This window comes from Terrabacter terrae (assembly GCF_039529575.1).
Classification (GTDB): domain Bacteria; phylum Actinomycetota; class Actinomycetes; order Actinomycetales; family Dermatophilaceae; genus Terrabacter; species Terrabacter terrae.
In genome coordinates, this window is the sequence record NZ_BAAANB010000001.1 from 554,467 (window position 1) to 573,907 (window position 19,441).

Below are 19,441 nucleotides of genomic sequence, written 5' to 3' on the forward strand. Positions count from 1 at the left end.
ATGCACTACGTCTACCTCGCGGTGCTGCTCTTCGCGATCGGCGCGGCCGCCGTGCTGACGCGACGCAACGCGATCATCGTCTTCATGGGCGTGGAGCTCATGCTCAACGCGACGAACCTCGCCCTCGTCACCTTCTCCCGGATGCACGGCGCCCTCGACGGGCAGGTCATGGCCCTGTTCGTCATGGTCGTCGCCGCCGCGGAGGTCGTCGTGGGCCTCGCCATCATCATGGCGATCTTCCGCGCCCGCCGCTCGGCCTCGGTCGACGACGCCAACCTGCTGAAGCTGTAAGGAGCGCCGCCCAGAATGGGAACTCTCGTCCAGACGCTCGCGAGCTCACCGAGCACGCTGAGCACGTATGCCGCGGGCCTCGCCGCGCACGAAGGTGAGGCGCACGCCGCGACCGGGGTGACGGCATACGCGTGGCTGCTCGTCGCGCTGCCGCTGCTCGGCTCCGCGGTCCTGCTCCTCGGCGGCCGCCGCACCGACAAGTTCGGGCCCGTGCTCGCGACCGTCCTCTCGTGGGGCGCCTTCGTCGTCGGCGCGCTGGTGTTCGTGGCCATGCTCGGCCGCGACTCGGGGTCGCGCGCGATGAACGTCAACCTCTACGACTGGATCAACGACGGCGCGTTCAAGCTGAGCGCGGGGCTCCTCGTCGACCAGCTGTCGATGGTGTTCGTCCTGCTCATCACCTTCGTCGGGTCGCTCATCCACGTCTACTCCCTCGGCTACATGGAGCACGACCCCGACAAGCGGCGCTTCTTCGCCTACCTCAACCTGTTCGTCGCGGCGATGCTCCTGCTCGTCCTGGCCAACTCCTACCTGCTGCTCTACGTCGGCTGGGAGGGCGTCGGCCTCGCGAGCTACCTGCTCATCGGCTTCTGGAACTACAACCCGGCCTACGCGACCGCGGCCAACAAGGCCTTCATCGCCAACCGCGTCGGTGACTTCGGCCTGTCGATCGCCATCATCGTGATGTTCTTCCACTTCGGTGCGGTCGACTTCCAGACGGTGCTCGGCGCGGCCGGCAACAACGCCAACCAGGGCTTCATGACCGCCATCGGGCTGATGCTGCTGCTCGGCGCCTGCGGCAAGTCGGCGCAGTTCCCGCTGCAGAGCTGGCTCGGCGACGCCATGGCCGGCCCGACGCCCGTCTCCGCGCTCATCCACGCGGCGACCATGGTGACCGCGGGCGTCTACCTCGTCGTGCGCTCCGCGCCGATCTTCGAGGCGGCCCCGACCGCTCAGCTCGTCGTCGTCATCGTCGGCGCCATCACACTGCTCTTCGGTGCGATCGTCGGCTGCGCCAAGGACGACATCAAGAAGGCCCTCGCGGCCTCGACGATGAGCCAGATCGGCTACATGATGCTCGCCGCGGGCCTCGGCCCGGTCGGCTACGCGTTCGCGGTCTTCCACCTGCTGACGCACGGCTTCTTCAAGGCCGGGATGTTCCTCGGGGCCGGCTCGGTCATGCACGGCATGAACGACCAGGTCGACATGCGCCGCTTCGGGCGGCTGTCCGGTGCCATGAAGATCACCTGGGTCACGTTCGGGCTGGGCTGGCTCGCGATCCTCGGCGTGCCGCCCTTCTCCGGCTACTGGTCCAAGGACAAGATCATCGAGGCCGCGTTCATCGGCGAGGGCTGGCGGCCCTGGGTCTTCGGCCTGGCCGCGCTCATCGGCGCCGGCATCACCGCGTTCTACATGTCGCGCCTGTTCTTCATGACCTTCCACGGCAAGAAGCGCTGGACCGACGACGTCCACCCGCACGAGTCGGGCCTGCTCATGACGGTCCCGATGATGATCCTCGCGGTCGGCTCCGCCTTCCTGGGCCTGATCCTCGGCGTCAGCGGTGGCATCACCAACTGGCTCGAGCCCGTCACGGGTGCCGAGCCGGAGAACGCCCACCCGGTGCTGCCCGCGTGGCTGCTCGTCGTGCTGACCCTGGTGCTCGTCGCCGCCGGCATCGCGCTCGCCTGGATGCGCTACTGGCGCGACGACGTGCCCGTGCGCGCACCGGCCGGTCGCCTCGCCACGCGGGCCGCCCGCCAGGACCTCTACCAGGACCAGGTCAACGAGGCCCTCCTCATGCGTCCCGGCCTCCACCTCACGCGCTCCCTCGTCTTCGCCGACAGCAAGGGCGTCGACGGTGCGGCCGGTGGCCTCGCCGCCCTCGTCGGCGGGACCAGCTCGCGCCTGCGCAGGCTTCAGAACGGCTTCGCGCGCTCCTATGCCCTGACGATGCTCGCGGGCGTCGTCGCCATCCTCGGTGCACTCTGGGTGATCTCCTGATGACGACTGTGTCGACCACCATGTCCGCCACCCCGTGGCTGACGATCCTCATGCTCGTGCCGCTCGTCGGCGCGCTGGTCGTGGCGTTCGTCCCGGGCAGTGTCGAGAACGCGAAGCGGATGGCGCTCGGGTTCTCGGTCGTGACGCTGCTCGTCGGCATCGTCGCCGCCACGACGTTCGACCGCTCCTCCGGTGCGCAGTTCCAGCTCGGTGAGCAGCACGCGTGGATCCCGCAGTTCGGGGTCAGCTACGCGCTCGGCGTCGACGGCATCGCCCTCGTGCTCATCCTCATGGCGCTCGTGCTGACGCCCATCTGCCTGCTGGCGGCGTGGCACGACGTGCCGGAGGAGGTCGGCCCGCGTGGCACCCAGCGCGTCAAGACGTACTTCGCGCTGATCCTCGTGCTCGAGACGTTCATGGTCGGGGTGTTCGCCGCCACCGACGTGTTCCTCTTCTACGTCTTCTTCGAGGCCATGCTCATCCCGGTCTACTTCCTCATCGGGCGCTTCGGCGGCTCGCGCAGGCAGTACGCCGCGATGAAGTTCCTGCTCTTCTCGCTGGCTGGCGGCCTCATCATGCTCGTCGCCGTCATCGCCCTCTACTTCCAGGGCCCCGGCGGCAGCGAGGGCTTCCTCATCTCGCGCCTCACCGGCCTGTCCATGGACCCGACCACCGAGCGGCTGCTCTTCGTCGGCTTCTTCTTCGCGTTCGCGGTGAAGGCGCCGATGGTGCCGTTCCACACCTGGCTGCCCGACGCCGCCACCGAGTCCTCGCCGGCGACGGCCACGCTGCTCGTCGGCGTGCTCGACAAGGTCGGCACCTTCGGGATGATCCGCTTCTGCCTCCAGCTCTTCCCGGAGGCGAGCCACTGGGCCACGCCGGTCGTGGTCGCCCTCGCGGTGCTCTCGGTCATCTACGGCGCGCTGCTCGCGATCGGCCAGACCGACATGATGCGCCTGGTCTCCTACACGTCCGTGAGCCACTTCGGCTTCATCGTGCTGGGGATCTTCGCCTTCACCAACGTGGGCCAGGGCGGCTCGACGCTGTACATGGTCAACCACGGCTTCTCCACGGCGGCGTTGTTCCTCTTCGCGGCCATGCTCATCCGGCGCCGCGGGAGCAAGCGCATCCCCGACTTCGGCGGGTGGCAGCGCATCACGCCGGCCCTCGCGGGCATCTTCCTCGTGGCGGGTCTCTCCGCCCTGGCGCTGCCCGGCCTGTCGAGCTTCGTCTCGGAGTTCCTCGTGCTCGTCGGGAGCTTCTCGACCCAGCCGGTGGGCACCGTGATCGCGACCGCCGGCATCATCCTGGCCGCGCTCTACATCCTGCTGATGTACAAGCGGGTTGCCACCGGGCCGCGGCCGGAAGGGCTCGTCAGCGCCCGTGAGCACGACCGTCTCGACGAGCCGGGCCGCCGCGGCCTCACCGCCGTGCGCGACCTGACGACGCGCGAGAAGCTCGTCGCCGCCCCGCTCATCGCCGCGTTCGTGATCCTCGGCTTCGTCCCGAACATCGCGCTCAACGTGATCAACCCGGCCGTCGACAAGACCCTGTCGTACGTCCAGCACGCCATTCCGAACCTCAACCCGGCCGGCACCGTGGCCGAAGGGAGCTCGAAGTGACCGCCGTCGCTCCGCTGGCGCTGCCCGCACTTCCCGCAGCGTTCCAGCAGTCGAACGTCGAATACCTCGCGGTCCTGCCGCTGCTCATCGTCTTCGTCGTCGCCCTGGTCGGTGTCCTCGTCGAGGCCTTCGCGCCGCGCGAGCGACGCCACTCGATCCAGGTGACCCTCGCGGTCGTGGGCCTGCTCGCCGCGGCGGCGTCGATCTTCGTCGCGGCCAAGCACCAGGGCCTGACGATGGGCCTGACCGACGGGGCGACGAGCCACCAGCTCTTCGCCCTGGCCATCGACGGGCCTGCCCTCTTCATGCAGGGCACCATCCTGCTGCTCGGCGTGCTCGGCGTCCTGACGATGTCCGAGCGCTTCGGCGGCGTGGGTCCCGACGCGTTCACCCCCAGTGGCGCCTCGACCCCCGGCTCGCCCACCGAGACGGCTGCCGCCCGCGCGGGGGCGCTGACCTCCGAGGTGTTCCCGCTGACGATGTTCGCGATCTTCGGCATGATGCTCTTCCCGACGACGAACGACCTCATCGGCATGTTCGTCGCGCTGGAGGTGCTCTCGCTGCCGCTCTACATCCTCTCCGGCCTCGCCCGTCGGCGCCGCCTGCTGTCGCAGGAGGCCTCGCTCAAGTACTTCCTGCTCGGTGCCTTCAGCTCGGCCTTCTTCCTCTTCGGCACGGCGCTGCTCTACGGCTACGCCGGCTCGGTCTACTTCGGTGACCTGTCCCGAGCGATCTCGAGCGGTCCGCTCGCCATGAACGGCCTGCTGCTGCCGGGCGCGTTCCTCGTCTTCGTCGGCCTGCTCTTCAAGGTCGGTGCGGTGCCCTTCCACGCGTGGACACCCGACGTCTACCAGGGCGCCCCGACGCCGGTCACCGGCTTCATGGCCGCGTGCACGAAGGCCGCCGCGTTCGGTGCGATCCTGCGTCTGGCCTACGTCGGCCTCGACACGGCCCGCTGGGAGTGGACCAACGCGCTCGTGCTGGTCGCCCTGCTGACGATGGTCGTCGGGTCGGTGCTGTCGGTGACCCAGACCGACATGAAGCGCCTGCTCGCCTACTCCTCGATCGCCCACGCGGGCTTCATCCTCGTCGGCGTGCTGGCCTTCGATCGCAAGGCCGTCGGCGCGGTGCTCTTCTACATCGTCGCCTACGGCTTCGCCACGATCGCGGCCTTCGCCATCGTGTCGCTGGTGCGGCAGAACGGCGCGGAGGCCACGCACCTGTCGCAGTGGGCGGGCCTCGGCCGGCGCTACCCGGTGGTGGCTTCTGCGTTCGCCTTCCTCATGCTCGCCTTCGCCGGCATCCCGCTGACCTCCGGGTTCGTCTCGAAGTTCGCGGTCTTCGCCGCAGCGGTCGGCACCGGTGGCGCGACGGGCACGGTTCTTGCCGTGGTCGGTGTGATCTGCAGCGCGATCACCGTCTTCGTCTACGCGCGGGTCATCGTGCTGATGTTCTTCAGCGAGGCGCCCGACGACGCCGTCGAGGTCGTGACGCCGTCGGTCTCGACGACGTTCTCGATCGCCATCGGCACGCTCGTCACGCTGGCCCTCGGCGTCCTGCCGTCGGCGCTGCTCGACCTGGCCGACCGCGCGTCGCAGTTCGTCCGATGACGATGCTGTCGCTCGAGGGTCAGGGTCGACGACTTCGATGACCACGCACGCCACCCCGCCGGTGCTCGGTGTCCCGGGCGCCTCGCCGGCGCTGTCCGAGCGCCTGCGCGACGGCCTGGAGCGCGTCGACGCCCTGCTGCGGCAGGTCGTCGACCACGACGACCCCTTCATCGCGCGGGCCTCGGAACACCTCGTGGCGGCAGGCGGCAAGCGGTTCCGGCCGCTGCTGACCCTCCTGGCTGCCGAGCTGGGCGACGGCATCAACGACGACGTCGTCAGCGCGGCCGCCGGGGTCGAGCTGACCCACCTCGCCTCGCTCTACCACGACGACGTCATGGACGAGGCGACCGTGCGGCGCGGCGTCGCCTCGGTCAACGCCGCCTACGACAACTCGACGGCGATCCTGGTCGGCGACCTGCTCTTCGGCAAGGCGTCCGAGCTCGTCGCGGGCCTCGGCGCGGAGGCGGTGCTGATCCAGGCCCAGACGTTCGTGCGGCTGTGCTCGGGCCAGATCCGTGACGACCGTGGGTGCCCCCAGGGCGTCGACCCGGTCGACTACTACCTCGGCGTCCTCGCCGACAAGACGGGCGTGCTGATCGCCACCGCTGCCCGCTACGGCGTGATGTTCAGCGGCGGCTCGCCCGAGACCGTCGAGACCCTGCGCTCCTACGGCGAGAAGCTCGGCGTGGCCTTCCAGCTCGCCGACGACCTGATCGACATCGCCTCCGACGCCGACGACAGCGGCAAGCTGCCCGGCACGGACCTGCGCGAGGGAGTCGACACGCTGGCCGTGCTCCGCTTCCGCGCCGTGGCCGACCCGGGCAACACCGACGACGCACGTCTGCTCGAGCTGCTGGACGGCGACCTGGGCGACGACGCCGCCCTCACGGAGGCGCTGCGCCTGCTGCGTGCCCACCCGGCACTCGAGCAGGCCCGCGAGGAGACGCATGCCGTCGCCCGCGACGCGCAGGCCCTGCTCGACCCGCTGCCCGACAGCGACGCCAAGGCGGCCCTGCAGGCGCTGGCCCTCAGCGTGGTCGAACGCGTCGGCTGATCCCACTCAGACCGCCAGCAGGTCGAGAGGGCACTTCGTATCACCAGGCCTTGGTGCACAGTGCCCACTCGACTCCTCTCGAGGAGCGGGGCGACGCTCGGTAGGGTGCCAGACATGCTTCGCCGTCTGTCGGAACCGGTCGCGGCGCGCCTCTCGGCCGCGACAGCCGGACTGCCTGCGCCGCTGGCCGTGGTCGACCTCGATGCGTTCGACGCCAATGCCGACACCCTCGTCTCCCTTGCCGGTGGCAAGCCCATCCGCGTCGCCACGAAGTCCCTGCGAAGCCGGTCGCTCATCGAGCGCGCCCTCGCCCACGACGGCTTCGAGGGCCTGATGTGCTACGCCGTGCGGGAGGCCCTGTGGTGGGCCCGCGCCGGCCACACGAACGTGCTCGTCGCCTACCCGAGCGTCGACGTGCCGGCCCTGACCCGCCTCGCCACCGAGCCGGCCCTCACCCCGGCCGTCACCGTCATGGTCGACAGCGTGGAGCACGTGGACTTCATCGCCCGCGAGGTGCCGGGCCACAGCGGCCTGCGGGTGGCCGTCGACGTCGATGCCTCCCTGCGCGTCGGGCCGGCACACCTCGGGGTCCGGCGGTCGCCGACTCGCAGCCCCGCCGACGTCGAGGCGGTCATCCGCCGGGCGCAGGAGCGCGGCCTCGTCGTCACCGGCCTGATGTTCTACGAGGCCCAGATCGCCGGCCAGCCCGACTCGTCCCCAGTGGTCCGCCGGATGAAGCGGCTCTCCGACACCGAGCTGCGGGCCCGGCGAGCCGAGGTCGTTGCCGCCGCCAGGGCCCTCGTGGACCTCGAGCTCGTCAACGGCGGCGGCACCGGAAGCCTGCACGTGAGCCACCTCGACCCCTCGCTGACCGAGCTCGCCGCCGGTTCCGGGCTCTTCGCGCCCACCCTGTTCGACCGCTACGACGCCCTGTCGCTGCGTCCTGCCGCCTACTTCGCCGTCCCGGTGGTGCGCCGTCCCGGCGAAGGCTTCGTGACGGCATACGGCGGTGGCTACGTCGCCTCGGGCCCGCCCGGCTGGTCCCGGGTGCCGAGCCCGCTGCCGGAGCAGGAGCTCGAGCTGCTGCGGCAGGAGGGTGCGGGCGAGGTGCAGACGCCCCTGAAGGGGTCGGGGGCCGACCGGCTCTCACTGGGGGATCGGATATGGTTCCGGCACGCCAAGGCGGGGGAGCTGGCCGAGCGCTTCACGGAGTTCGTGCTGGTCAGCAGCGACGGAGGCGACCGGGTCGTGGGACGGGCCGCGACGTATCGCGGGGAAGGGCAGTGTTTTGGCTGACAGCGTCAGCGGCACCACCAGCAAGGTCGTGCGCAGCGTCGACTGGACCAACTGGGCCGGCACGGAGACCTCCAGGCTCGCCCGGGTGGCGAACCCCCGCAGCGAGGCCGACGTCGCCGACGAGATCCGCCGGGCGGCCCGGAAGGGCCTGCGCCTCAAGGCGATCGGCGCCGGCCACTCGTTCACCGGTGTGGCGGTCACCGACGGGGTGCAGCTGCGCCTCGGCGCGTTGACGGGCATCACCTCGATCGACTCGACGCGCGGCGAGGCGACCGTCCGTGCGGGCACGCCGCTGCACGTCCTCGTCGAGGAGCTGGCGGCCTTCGGCCACGCCCTGCCCAACCTCGGCGACATCGACCGGCAGAGCCTGGCCGGCGCGACGGCGACGGGCACGCACGGCACGGGCCTGCGCCTCACCGGGCTCTCCGCGGGTGTCCGGGCGCTGCGCATCGTGCTCGCCGACGGCTCGGTCGTCGACTGCTCGCCCACCCGCGAGCCCGACCTCTTCCAGGCGGCACGCCTCGGGCTCGGCGCGCTCGGCGTCGTCACCGAGATCACCGTCGCGGTGGTCCCGGCGTTCCTGCTCCACGCCGTCGAGCGACCCGAGCGCCTCCCGGAGGTCCTCGCCCACGTCGACACCCTGGCCGAGACCAACGACCACTTCGAGTTCTACTGGTTCCCCCACACCGACCGGGCCCTGACCAAGCGCAACAACCGCGTCCCCGAGGGGACGGCCAGGCGCCCCTTGCGGGCGTGGCGGGAGAGGCTCGACGACGACCTGCTCAGCAACCGGGTCTTCGAGCTGACCAACCGCGTCGCCACCAGGGTGCCGCGCTCCACGAGGGGGATCAACGCCGTCGCGGCGCGCGCCCTCAGCAGCCGCCAGTACACCGACCGCTCCCACAAGGTGTTCGTGACCGCGCGCGAGGTGCGCTTCGCGGAGTCCGAGTGGGCGTTCCCCCGGGCTGCCCTGCGGGACGTGCTCCGGGAGCTGCGCGAGTGGGTCGACACCCACGACGAGCGCATCTCGTTCCCCGTGGAGTGCCGCGTTGCGGCGGCCGACGACGTCTGGCTGTCGACGGCGTACGAGCAGGAGAGCTGCTACGTCGCCGTCCACCGCTACCACCGGCAGCAGCACGGTGCGTATTTCGACGCCTTCGAGGCGATCGCGGCCAACCACCGCGGCCGGCCGCACTGGGGCAAGCTGCACACCCGCCGCGCGGACTACCTGCGCAGCGTCTACCCGCGCTTCGACGACTTCCTGGCCGTCCGGGACCGGGTCGACCCGCAGCGCCGCTTCGCCAACCCCTACCTCGACCGGGTCCTCGGCGCCTGACCGGAGAACTGCCGAAGCACGGTATGCCGTCTGCCTCGGTCAGCCGCGCGCGGCGCGCTGCCGCTCCCACGCGAGGCGCAGGGCGCGCCGCAGGGCCTCGGCGTCGCCGTCGAGATCGGCCTGCACCTTGGTGTGCGCCTCCCAACGGGGCGGCACCCCGAACGTCTCGGGTGCGTCGTCACGAGGCGCTCGCGGTCGGCCCCGCCGAGGCGCACCAGCACGGTGCCGGGGGCGTCGGCGCGGGCGACGAGCAGGCCGTCGACGTACCACCCACGCCGGCCGCCGGTCCGGCGGGCGCGGACGCCGTCGAGCGTGCAGAGGTAGGCGTCCACCTCGTCGAGGTCCATGGTCCCGACCGTAGAGGGATCGTGCCCCCGGTGGGGCGGCTCCGGGGCGTATGCCGTCGGCGTGCCGGGTCTCCTCAGGCCCCCGAGGTGGGCCGGGTCATCGAGAGCACGTCGAGGGCCTCGTCGAGCTGCTGCTCGGTCAGCGTGCCGCTGTCGACGTGGCCCTGCTCGAGGACGACCTCGCGGATGGTCCGGCGCTCCTTGACGGCTTGCTTGACGACCGCCGCCGCTGCCTCGTAGCCGATGTAGCGGTTGAGCGGGGTGACGATCGAGGGCGAGCCCTCGGCCAGGGCGCGCGCGTGCTCGACCTCGGCGGTGATGCCGTCGACGCACCGGTCGGCGAGCAGCCGGCTCGTGGCGGCCAGCAGGCCGATCGACTCGAGAACGTTCTTGGCGAGGACGGGCAGCATGACGTTGAGCTCGAAGTTGCCGGCCGCACCGGCCGTGGTGATGACGACGTCGTTGCCGATGACCTGGGCGCACGCCATGAGCGTCGCCTCGGGCACGACCGGGTTGACCTTGCCGGGCATGATGCTCGAGCCGGGCTGCAGGTCGGGCAGGTGGATCTCGCCGAGGCCCGTGCGGGGCCCGGAGCTCATCCAGCGCAGGTCGTTGCAGATCTTGGTGAGGCTGACGGCGACGACCTTCAGGGCACCCGACAGCTCGACGACCGCGTCCTGCGTGGACTGCGCCTCGAAGTGGTTGTCGGCCTCGCGGAAGTCGATCCCGGTCTGCCGGGAGACGCGCTCGATGACGGCCGCGGCGAACCCCGGAGCGGCGTTGAGGCCGGTCCCCGCGGCGGTGCCGCCCAGCGGCAGCTCGCTCGTGGCCTCCGCCGCGGTGCGCACGCGGCCGGCGCCGAGCTCGAGCTGGCGGCGGTAGCCGCCGAACTCCTGCCCGAGGGTGACCGGCACGGCGTCCATCAGGTGCGTGCGCCCGGCCTTGACGACGTCGGCGAACTCGGCCTCCTTGCGTCCCAGCGCCGCGGCCAGGTGCTCGAGCGCGGGCACGAGCTCGTCGACCGCTGCGGTCGTCGCCGCGATGCGCAGGGCGCTGGGGAACGTGTCGTTGCTCGACTGGCCGGCGTTGACGTGGTCGTTCGGGTGCACGTCGAGGTCGCCCGAGAGGCGCGCGAGTCGGGCCACCACCTCGTTGACGTTCATGTTCGTCGAGGTGCCCGACCCGGTCTGGAACACGTCGATGGGGAACTGGTCGTCGTGCTCGCCGTCCGCCACCTCGCGAGCGGCGGCCGCGATGGACGCTGCACGGTCCTCGTCGAGGACCCCGAGCTCCGCGTTGACCTCCGCCGCCGCGGCCTTGATCTGCGCGAGGGCGTGCACCACCCCGGCCGGCACCGGTCGGCCGCTGATCGGGAAGTTCTCGACGGCACGCGCCGTCTGCGCTCCCCACAGCGCGTCGGCGGGCACCTGGACCTCGCCCATGGAGTCGTGCTCGGTGCGGAAACCCTGCTTCGCCACGTCGCTCATGCCCTCATCTTGCCCGCTGGGGTGACTCTTGCACCCGGCGGTCCGCCGGGCCCGTGGACCGGCGCGCACCCGTCGAACGGTCCCGCACGCGTCCCGTCAGCGGTCCTGGGCGGTGGTCTCGCTGCGGACGACGGTTCCGGGGCACCCCTCGGACCCCGCGCACGACCACCCCGCCGGCGCCGTACGCCGAGTGGCGGCGCCGAGGGCCGACGGGACGTCGTGCTCGGGGGAGGGCTGACGGCCGACCGTCGTGCCGGCCCCTGAGACCCGCTCGGATTCCTCGCCCTCCAGGGCCTCCTCCCGGACGGGGTTGCGGATGAGCAGCCAGGAGACGATCCCGCCGGCGACCAGGAGGACGGCACAGAGGAGCATCGCCGTGCGGTAGCCGGCCGAGAAGGCCTCGGGCACGGCGTAGTCCGAGCCGCTGAGCCCAACGACCGCCGGCAGGGCGGCCACGGCCAGCAGGCTTCCGGCGCGCGCCACGGCGTTGTTGACCCCGCTCGCCACGCCGGCGTAGCGGTCGGGGGCTGCCGCGAGCACCGTCGCCGTGAGCGGAGCCACGAGCAGCGTCAGCCCGAGGCCGAAGACGGTGACCCCGGGCAGCACGCCGCTCCAGTAGCTCGAGCCCGCGCCGACGCCGGCGAGCAGGAGGGTGCCGGCACCGCACACGACCGGTCCGACGGTCATCGGCAGCCGCGGCCCGATGCGCGAGGCCAGCTCCCCGCCGCGGGCGGCGAGGAAGAGCATCAGCACGGTGACGGGTAGCGAGGCGAGGCCGGCCTGCAGGGGGCCGTAGCCGAGGACCGTCTGCAGCTGCAGGGTGAGGAAGAAGAACACGGCGCCGAGGGCGGCGTAGACGAGCAGCGTCATGGCGTTGGCCGCGCTGAACTGGCGCGAGGCGAAGAGCGACGGCGGCACCATGGGGTATGCGCTGCGGCGCTCGACGACGACGAAGGCGCCCCCGAGGAGCAGGCCCAGGACGCCGACCAGCACCGACCGGGCCGGCCCGAGGGCCTCGTGCTGGATGAGGGCGAGGGTCACGGCCCCGAGGGACAGGGTGGCGAGCAGGGCGCCGGGGACGTCGAAGCGATGGTCGGCCTGCGCGTCCCGGGTCTCGGGAACGTGCCGCTGGGCGATCCAGACGGTGACGACGCCGAGCGGCACGTTGACGAGGAAGGCCCACCGCCAGCTCGCGAACTGCACGAGCCACCCGCCGACGAACGGCCCGATGGCCGAGGCGACCCCGCCGAGGCCCGACCACGCGCCGATCGCCTTGCCGCGGTCGTCCGGCCGGAACGACCCCTGGATCATCGCCAGGCTGCCCGGCGTCAGCAGGGCGCCGCCGACCCCCTGCAGCACGCGCGCGGCGACGAGCTGGCCTGGTGACTGGGCGAGGCCGCACGCCGCGGAGGCGAGCGTGAACCACGTGACGCCGATGACGAAGACCCGGCGCCGGCCGTAGAGGTCACCGAGGGAGCCGCCGAGCAGGATGAGCGAGGCCAGGGCCAGCAGGTAGCCGTTGGTGATCCACTGCAGGTCGGCCATGCTGGCGCCGAGGTCGTCGCCCAGGCGCACGAGGGCGACGTTGACGACTGTCCCGTCGAGCAGCGCCATGCCGGACCCCAGGACAGCGGCCGCGACGACGAACCGGCCGGTGCGGGACGCGAGGGCGACGTCACTCATCCCGGCAGTCTGTCACCACGACGGGCACCGCCGTCGTCGCTCAGCGCGGGCAGTCGTCGACCGGCAGGTCACGCCGCGCGGCGCGGGCCCCACGCAGGCTGACGAGCGAGTCGACGGTGAGCACGAGAAGGGCGACCCAGACGATGCCGAAGCCGATCCAGCGCTCGGTGGGCATGTGCTCCCCGAGCAGCAGGACCGCGCACAGCAGCTGCATGACGGGCGTGACGAACTGGATGAGCCCGATCGAGACGAGCGGGATGCGCCGGGCCGCCGCGGCGAAGCACAGCAGCGGCAGCGCCGTCACGATGCCGGAGAGCACGAGCAGCGAGGTGTGCCACGCGCCGTGGTGGCCGAACTCCAGGCCGCCCTGCGCCCCGACGACGAGGAGCAGCACGACGGCGACCGGCGCGAGCACGACGGTCTCGACGGTCAGCCCGTGGATCGCGTCGAGGCTGACCCCGATCTTCTTCTTCGTCAGGCCGTAGAGCGCGAACGACACGGCGAGCGTGAGGGCCACCCACGGCACCCGCCCGCCGCTGACGCCGAGGTAGACACCCGCGGCGACGCCGATGGCGACGGCCACCCACTGCAGCACCCGCAGGCGTTCGCGCAGCACGACGACGCCGAGCGCCACCGTGACGAGCGGGTTGAGGAAGTAGCCGAGCGCGGCCTCGGACGTGTTGCCCGAGGTCACGGCTGCGACGTAGACCACCCAGTTGACCGCGATGAGCACCGCGGCGACGGCAGTCCCCGCGAGCAGCCGCGGCCGGCGCAGCAGCGGCCGGACCCAGCCGAAGTCGCGCACGACGAGGAGCACGACGACACAGAAGAGCAGTGTCCACAGGATGCGGTGGGCGAGGATCTCCCACGGCCCGGCAGGCCTGAGCGCGTCGAAGTAGAGCGGGAAGAGCCCCCAGATGCCGTATGCCGCGAAGCCGAGGAGGGTGCCCCGGCCGACCTCTCCCGAGGGCGCGGTCGAGGGTGGCGTGACCGGTGCGACGGACTGCCGGGCGCTCACGCCCCCACGGTCCAGGTGTCCCGGCCGGCCAGCAGCGCGTCGATGTCGGCGTCGGTGACCTCGCCGGTGCGAGCCGAGGCGATCTGCTCGCGCAGCGAGTCGTCGTAGGTCGGTCGCTGCACGTTGCGGAACACGCCCATCGGCACGTGGCCCAGGTCCGGGCTGTCGAGGCGAGAGAGCGCGAACGCCGCAGACGGGTTCTCGGCCGTGACGTCGTGGCGCACGATCCGGGCCGGGTCGGCCTCGGCGCGCGCCACGACGGCGAGCGAGCCTCGGTCGTCGCGGACCACGACGTCGTCGCCGGCCGCCACCTCCGCGCCGTCGGCGAGGTGCAGGATGCGCGCGGCCGCCTCGGTGCGGTCCTTGAGCACGTCGAACACGCCGTCGTTGAAGATCGGGCAGTTCTGGTAGATCTCGACGAGCGCCGACCCGCGGTGCTCGGCCGCCGCCCGCAGCACCGACGTCAGGTGCTGCCGGTCGGAGTCCATGGTCCGCGCGACGAAGCTCGCCTCGGCCCCGAGTGCCAGCGACACCGGGTTGAACGGCCGGTCCAGCGAGCCGAGCGGGCTCGACTTGGTCACCTGGCCCACGTGCGAGGTGGGGGAGTACTGGCCCTTGGTCAGGCCGTAGATCTCGTTGTTGAAGAGCAGGATCTTGAGGTTGACGTTGCGGCGCAGGGCGTGGATGAGGTGGTTGCCGCCGATCGACAGCGCGTCGCCGTCACCGGTGACGACCCACACGGACAGGTCCTCGCGTGTGGCTGCGAGCCCCGTCGCGATGGCCGGGGCGCGGCCGTGGATCGAGTGCATGCCGTAGGTGTCGAGGTAGTACGGGAAGCGCGAGCTGCAGCCGATGCCCGAGACGAAGACGATGTTCTCGCGCTTGAGGCCGAGCTCGGGCAGGAAGCCCTGGACGGCGGCGAGGATCGCGTAGTCGCCGCAGCCCGGGCACCAGCGCACCTCCTGGTCGGACGTGAAGTCCTTCTTGGCCAGCGCAGAGCCGTCGGGAAGGCGCGGGACTCCCGCGGTGCCGGTGGCACCAGGCCCGGCGGACGGCATACCGAGGTCGACGGGAAGGTCGATGCTCACTTGGCGGCCTCCTTCAGGGGCGCGTCGGACACGGACGTCGCGGCGGACACGATGACGTCGGCGAGCTCGCCCGCCTGGAACGGCAGGCCGCGCACCGAGGTGTGCGACTCGACGTCGACGAGGTACTTCGCCCGTAGCAGCAACGCGAGCTGGCCGAGGTTCATTTCCGGGACGATGACGCGGGAGTACGAACGCAGCACCTCGCCGGTGTTGGGGGGGAACGGGTTGAGGTGGCGCAGGTGCGCCTGGGCCACGCGGGCGCCGGTGGCTCGCGCCAGGCGTACGGCCGCGGCGATCGGCCCGAAGGTCGAGCCCCAGCCGAGCACGAGCACGTCGGCGTCGCCCGTCGGGTCGTCGACCGTCAGCGGCGCGATGGTGTCGGCGATCCCGTCGATCTTCGCCTGGCGCAGCCGGGTCATGTGGTCGTGGTTGTCGGGGTCGTAGGAGATGTTGCCGGTGACGTCGGCCTTCTCGATGCCGCCGACGCGGTGCTCGAGCCCGGGCGTGCCGGGGATCGCCCACGGCCGGGCGAGCGTCTCGGGGTCGCGCAGGTACGGGTGGAAGGTCGGGGCGCCCTTGTCGTCCACGGCGTTGGGCTCGGTCGCGAACTCGACCGTGAGGTCGGGCAGCTCGGCCGTGCGCGGCAGCCGCCACGGCTCCGAGCCGTTGGCGAGATAGCCGTCGGACAGGACGATGACCGGCGTGCGGTACGTCGTGGCGATGCGTACCGCCTCGACGGCCGTGTCGAAGCAGTCGGCCGGCGTCGCGGGCGCGACGACCGCCACCGGCGACTCGCCGTTGCGGCCGAAGAGCGCCTGGAGCAGGTCGGCCTGCTCGGTCTTGGTGGGCAGGCCGGTCGACGGCCCGCCCCGCTGGATGTCGCAGACCACGAGCGGCAGCTCCAGCGACACGGCCAGGCCGATGGTCTCGGCCTTGAGCGCGAGCCCCGGCCCGCTCGTGGTCGTGACGCCGAGCGCGCCGCCGAAGGACGCCCCGAGCGCGGCGCCGACACCGGCGATCTCGTCCTCGGCCTGCATCGTCGCGACGCCGTAGCGCTTGAGCCCGGCGAGGGTGTGCAGGATGTCGGACGCCGGGGTGATCGGGTAGCTGCCGAGGAAGAGCGGCAGGTGCGCGCGGTGCGCGGCGGCGACGAGGCCGAGCGACAGTGCGACGTTGCCGGTGACGTTGCGGTAGGTGCCGGCGGGCATCGTCGCCGGCGCGACCTCGTAGGCGACCGCGAAGTCCTCGGTCGTCTCGCCGTAGTTGTAGCCGGCGCGCAGCGCGGTCAGGTTGGCCTCGAGGATCTGCGGCTTGTCGGCGAACTTGGCCTTGAGGAACGCCTCGGTGCCCTCCATCGGCCGGGTGTAGAGCCAGGAGAGCAGGCCGAGCGCGAACATGTTCTTCGCGCGCTCCTTCTCCTTGCGGGTCAGGTCGGTGAACGCGGCCAAGGCCTCGACGGCGATGGAGGTCAGGGCGACCGGGTGCACGTCGTAGCTCTCGAGGGTGCCGTCCTCGAGCGGGTTGGTCGCGTAGCCGACCTTGGCGAGGCTGCGCTTGGTGAACTCGTCGGTGTTGACGATGACGGTCGCGCCGCGCGGCAGGTCGCGCAGGTTGGCCTTGAGGGCTGCCGGGTTCATCGCGACGAGGACGTCGGGGGCATCGCCCGGCGTCAGCACGTTGTGGTCGGCGAAGTGCAGCTGGAAGCTCGAGACGCCGGGCAGCGTGCCCTGCGGCGCCCGGATCTCGGCGGGGAAGTTCGGCAGCGTCGACAGGTCGTTGCCCAGCAGGGCGGTCTGCGACGTGAAGCGGTCCCCGGTGAGCTGCATGCCGTCCCCGGAGTCACCCGCGAACCGGATGACCACGCGATCGAGCTTCTGGACCAGTTTGGTGCTCATGCTCTGCGACGTCCTCGAACTTCCCTACCCAGATGCCCGTTGCCCTGTGCGGCGAGCACCTTTACATCGTAGTTCGCGCCCTATTGACATCTGTGCCGGTTGCCAGGTCGTGGACAGGAACATGCGTCCCGAGCCGTCGGCATACCGGCATGACTAGGCTGGCCGACATGTCCGGGTACGTTGCCGTCGCAGCGGTGCTGGGGGCGGGCGTGCTGCTCGTCACGGCAGCGATGCTGGCCCGACGCCTGCTGGCACCGCGCGCCCCGCACCCGGCCAAGCTGACGACGTACGAGTCGGGCGTCGACCCGGTGGGGGAGGGCTGGGCGCAGACGAAGGTGCGCTACTTCGTCTTCTCCTTCCTCTATGTCATCTTCGCCGTCGACGCGGTCTACCTCTTCCCGTGGGCCAGCGTCATCCGCGACGTGGACCTCGGCCGCGCCAGCCTCGTCGAGATGGGCCTCTTCCTCGGCGTGCTGGTCCTCGGCCTCGGTCACGCGGCGCGCCGCGGACTGCTGAGGTGGGTGTGATGGCGAGCGAGCCGACCAACGACCAGGCCAACCAGCAGGCCAACCACCCCGTCAGCCTTCCGATGCCGACCGTCGGGCCGGCCTCCATGGGCGCCCTCGGCGGCCACGCGCCCAGGCCGATCAAGGTGGTGCTCAACTGGGGCCGGCGCTACTCCCTCTGGGTCTTCAACTTCGGGCTCGCCTGCTGCGCCATCGAGTTCATCGCCGCGTCGATGGGCCGCCACGACTTCATCCGCCTCGGCGTCATCCCCTTCGCCCCGGGCCCGCGCCAGGCCGACCTCATGGTCGTCTCGGGCACCGTCACCGACAAGATGGCCCCGGCGATCCGCCGTCTCTACGACCAGATGCCGGAGCCGAAGTACGTCATCTCCTTCGGCGCCTGCTCCAACTCGGGCGGCCCCTACTGGGACTCCTACTCGGTGACGAAGGGCGTCGACCAGATCGTGCCCGTCGACGTCTACGTCCCGGGCTGCCCGCCGCGCCCGGAGGCGCTGCTGCACGGGATCATCCGCCTGCAGGAGCAGATCGCGAGCGAGCGCCTCTCCACGGCCAAGCTCAAGGGGAGGTATGCCGGCAGCCGCGTCGCCAGCGCCGGCGACGTCCGTCGCCCCCTCCTTCACCGGCCGGCCGCCCCCACTGCGCCCGCCGGGTCAGCCGTGCCCGCGGAGGCTGACCGGTGAAGGTCACTGACGTGCGCGACGTGCCCTTCGCCGACTGGGTCGCGACGATGCAGGAGCTCCGCGAGGAGGGCTACGCGTACTTCGACTGGCTGACGGCCGTCGACCAGACCGACGCCGCCGAGGAGGCGGGTTTCGACCTCGTGTGTCACCTGGTCGACACCCGGGTGCCGCGGGCGCTGCGCTCGGTCCTGCTGCGGACGAGGGCGCCCGAGGGGCGGCCCGTGCCGTCCCTGACGGGGGTCTTCCGTGGGGCCGCGTGGCACGAGCGCGAGACGCACGAGATGTTCGGCATCGGCTTCGACGGGTTCGACGACGGCAGCGGCCTCGGCCTGCGACCCCTCCTGCTGCCCGACGGGTTCGAGGGCTCGCCGCTGCGCAAGTCGTTCGTCCTCGCCGCCCGGGCGTCCAAGGCGTGGCCCGGCGCCAAGGAGCCGGGGGAGGGCCACGACTCGGCACGCGCTCCCGGCCGGCGCCGCGTGCAGGCTCCGGGCGTGCCCGGACCGGAGTGGGGGCCCCGGTGAACCTGCACCTGACCCTCCACCTCGCGCCCTGGCTCGAGGTCGTGCTCCGGGCGGTCGCGGTGCTGGTCGCGTTCCTCGTGCTGCCCCTCCTGGTCGGGCAGACCGAGCACAAGGTCATGGCGCACATGCAGGGACGCCTCGGGCCGATGTATGCCGGCGGTTTCCACGGGTGGGCCCAGCTCGTCGCCGACGGGGTGAAGTTCGTCCAGAAGGAGGACGTCACGCCGGCGCGCGCCGACCGGTGGGCGTTCCGGCTGGCGCCGTTCGTCGCGCTCATCCCGTACCTCGTGGCGCTCGCCGTCATCCCGCTGTCGCCGCGGGTCGTCGGGGCCGACGTCGAGGCGAGCGTCGTGCTGGTGCTCGCGATCATCGGCGTCGGGATCATCGGAACGCTCATGGCCGGGTGGGCCTCGGCCAACAAGTACTCCCTGCTCGGGGCCATGCGCGCCGCAGCCCAGCTCGTCTCCTACGAGCTGCCGATGGTGCTCGCCGTCGCGTCGGTCGCGCTCGCCGCCGGCACCCTGTCGCTCGTCGGCATCGCGAACGCGTGGAACCCCTGGTGGCTGCTGTGGCAGGCCCCCGGTGCGGTCGTCTTCCTCGTCGCGGCGCTCGCGGAGCTGCAGCGGCCGCCGTTCGACATGCCGCTCGCCGACTCGGAGATCGTCTTCGGCGCCTTCACCGAGTACACCGGGCTGCGCTTCGCGTTCTTCCTTCTGGCCGAGTACGCCGGCATCGTCGTCATGTCGCTGCTCTTCGCCGTGCTCTACCTCGGCGGCTGGGCGGGGCCGCTCGAGTCCTGGCTCGGCTGGCTGTGGACGCTGCTCAAGGGCTTCCTCGTCGCGGTCGTCGTGATCTGGCTGCGCGTGTCCTGGCCGCGCATGCGTGAGGACCAGCTCCAGCGCCTCGCCTGGGTGTGGCTCGTGCCGATGGCGCTCCTGCAGCTGGCCGTCACCGCCGTCGGGGTGGTGCTGACCTCATGAGGACT

Annotated in this window: 16 protein-coding genes; 11 read left to right on the forward strand and 5 right to left on the reverse strand. The window is 71.6% G+C overall.

The window, feature by feature from the left end:
* The 7 genes from nuoK to ABD194_RS02620 all read left to right on the forward strand — a co-directional run bounded on the left by nuoK (position 1) and on the right by ABD194_RS02620 (position 9,210).
* Entirely contained in the window at positions 1-291 is a 291-nt protein-coding gene (gene nuoK / locus ABD194_RS02590; RefSeq protein ID WP_371860843.1) for an NADH-quinone oxidoreductase subunit NuoK, read from the forward strand.
* Positions 292-306: 15 nt separating this feature from the next.
* Entirely contained in the window at positions 307-2,292 is a 1,986-nt protein-coding gene (gene nuoL, locus ABD194_RS02595; protein WP_343987054.1) for an NADH-quinone oxidoreductase subunit L, read from the forward strand.
* 20 nt (positions 2,293-2,312) lie between these two features.
* The gene (locus tag ABD194_RS02600) at positions 2,313-3,914 is read left to right on the forward strand and encodes an NADH-quinone oxidoreductase subunit M (protein ID WP_343988182.1); all 1,602 of its coding nucleotides are present in this window, start codon (positions 2,313-2,315) and stop codon (positions 3,912-3,914) included.
* On the forward strand, positions 3,911-5,524 hold the full coding sequence (nuoN, locus tag ABD194_RS02605) for an NADH-quinone oxidoreductase subunit NuoN (protein WP_343987057.1): 1,614 nt from the start codon (positions 3,911-3,913) through the stop codon (positions 5,522-5,524). The genes ABD194_RS02600 and nuoN overlap by 4 nt, the downstream gene beginning before the upstream one ends.
* Before the next feature lie 37 nt (positions 5,525-5,561).
* Entirely contained in the window at positions 5,562-6,578 is a 1,017-nt protein-coding gene (locus ABD194_RS02610) for a polyprenyl synthetase family protein (RefSeq protein WP_343987060.1), read from the forward strand.
* Between the two features lie 114 nt (positions 6,579-6,692).
* Positions 6,693-7,874 (forward strand): alanine racemase, encoded by a 1,182-nt coding sequence (locus ABD194_RS02615; protein ID WP_343987063.1) that lies wholly within the window; start codon positions 6,693-6,695, stop codon positions 7,872-7,874.
* Entirely contained in the window at positions 7,867-9,210 is a 1,344-nt protein-coding gene (locus ABD194_RS02620; RefSeq protein WP_343987066.1) for a D-arabinono-1,4-lactone oxidase, read from the forward strand. Before ABD194_RS02615 ends, ABD194_RS02620 begins: the two co-directional genes overlap by 8 nt.
* Positions 9,211-9,631: 421 nt before the next feature.
* On the opposite strand, the gene ABD194_RS02625 is transcribed toward ABD194_RS02620, so the two are convergent.
* The 5 genes from ABD194_RS02625 to ABD194_RS02645 all read right to left on the reverse strand — a co-directional run bounded on the left by ABD194_RS02625 (position 9,632) and on the right by ABD194_RS02645 (position 16,728).
* Entirely contained in the window at positions 9,632-11,044 is a 1,413-nt protein-coding gene (locus ABD194_RS02625) for a class II fumarate hydratase (protein ID WP_343987069.1), read from the reverse strand.
* Positions 11,045-11,140: 96 nt separating this feature from the next.
* Positions 11,141-12,727 (reverse strand): MFS transporter, encoded by a 1,587-nt coding sequence (locus tag ABD194_RS02630; protein ID WP_343987072.1) that lies wholly within the window; start codon positions 12,725-12,727, stop codon positions 11,141-11,143.
* A 40-nt stretch (positions 12,728-12,767) separates the two neighbouring features.
* The gene (rarD, locus tag ABD194_RS02635; protein ID WP_343987075.1) at positions 12,768-13,745 is read right to left on the reverse strand and encodes an EamA family transporter RarD; all 978 of its coding nucleotides are present in this window, start codon (positions 13,743-13,745) and stop codon (positions 12,768-12,770) included.
* Positions 13,742-14,803, reverse strand: coding sequence for a 2-oxoacid:ferredoxin oxidoreductase subunit beta (locus tag ABD194_RS02640; protein WP_343988186.1), 1,062 nt, complete (start codon positions 14,801-14,803; stop codon positions 13,742-13,744). Before ABD194_RS02640 ends, rarD begins: the two co-directional genes overlap by 4 nt.
* Positions 14,804-14,829: 26 nt before the next feature.
* Positions 14,830-16,728, reverse strand: a complete 1,899-nt coding sequence (locus tag ABD194_RS02645; protein WP_343987078.1) for a 2-oxoacid:acceptor oxidoreductase subunit alpha — start codon at positions 16,726-16,728, stop codon at positions 14,830-14,832.
* A gap of 167 nt (positions 16,729-16,895) precedes the next feature.
* Between ABD194_RS02645 and ABD194_RS02650 the strand changes: the two genes are divergently transcribed.
* Genes ABD194_RS02650 through nuoH form a run of 4 tightly spaced genes read left to right on the forward strand, consistent with a single transcriptional unit; the run spans position 16,896 to position 19,436 of the window.
* Positions 16,896-17,255, forward strand: a complete 360-nt coding sequence (locus tag ABD194_RS02650) for an NADH-quinone oxidoreductase subunit A (RefSeq protein WP_343987082.1) — start codon at positions 16,896-16,898, stop codon at positions 17,253-17,255.
* The gene (locus ABD194_RS02655) at positions 17,255-17,935 is read left to right on the forward strand and encodes an NADH-quinone oxidoreductase subunit B (protein WP_425579931.1); all 681 of its coding nucleotides are present in this window, start codon (positions 17,255-17,257) and stop codon (positions 17,933-17,935) included. The genes ABD194_RS02650 and ABD194_RS02655 overlap by 1 nt, the downstream gene beginning before the upstream one ends.
* Positions 17,932-18,456, forward strand: coding sequence for an NADH-quinone oxidoreductase subunit C (locus ABD194_RS02660; protein ID WP_343987085.1), 525 nt, complete (start codon positions 17,932-17,934; stop codon positions 18,454-18,456). Before ABD194_RS02655 ends, ABD194_RS02660 begins: the two co-directional genes overlap by 4 nt.
* Complete coding sequence (nuoH, locus tag ABD194_RS02665; protein WP_343987087.1) at positions 18,453-19,436, forward strand: NADH-quinone oxidoreductase subunit NuoH; 984 nt, start codon at positions 18,453-18,455, stop codon at positions 19,434-19,436. The genes ABD194_RS02660 and nuoH overlap by 4 nt, the downstream gene beginning before the upstream one ends.
* Positions 19,437-19,441: the final 5 nt, after the last annotated feature.

Coding starts and splice junctions, on each gene's coding strand:
- ABD194_RS02615 (WP_343987063.1), top strand. CDS start 6,693: ATGCTTCGCCGTCTGTCGGAACCGGTCGCGGCGCGCCTCTCGGCCGCG.
- nuoK (WP_371860843.1), top strand. CDS start 1: ATGCACTACGTCTACCTCGCGGTGCTGCTCTTCGCGATCGGCGCGGCC.
- ABD194_RS02640 (WP_343988186.1), bottom strand. CDS start 14,803: ATGCCGTCCGCCGGGCCTGGTGCCACCGGCACCGCGGGAGTCCCGCGC.
- ABD194_RS02650 (WP_343987082.1), top strand. CDS start 16,896: ATGTCCGGGTACGTTGCCGTCGCAGCGGTGCTGGGGGCGGGCGTGCTG.
- ABD194_RS02600 (WP_343988182.1), top strand. CDS start 2,313: ATGTCCGCCACCCCGTGGCTGACGATCCTCATGCTCGTGCCGCTCGTC.
- ABD194_RS02630 (WP_343987072.1), bottom strand. CDS start 12,727: ATGAGTGACGTCGCCCTCGCGTCCCGCACCGGCCGGTTCGTCGTCGCG.
- ABD194_RS02625 (WP_343987069.1), bottom strand. CDS start 11,044: ATGAGCGACGTGGCGAAGCAGGGTTTCCGCACCGAGCACGACTCCATG.
- nuoL (WP_343987054.1), top strand. CDS start 307: ATGGGAACTCTCGTCCAGACGCTCGCGAGCTCACCGAGCACGCTGAGC.
- ABD194_RS02645 (WP_343987078.1), bottom strand. CDS start 16,728: ATGAGCACCAAACTGGTCCAGAAGCTCGATCGCGTGGTCATCCGGTTC.
- ABD194_RS02655 (WP_425579931.1), top strand. CDS start 17,255: ATGGCGAGCGAGCCGACCAACGACCAGGCCAACCAGCAGGCCAACCAC.
- ABD194_RS02610 (WP_343987060.1), top strand. CDS start 5,562: ATGACCACGCACGCCACCCCGCCGGTGCTCGGTGTCCCGGGCGCCTCG.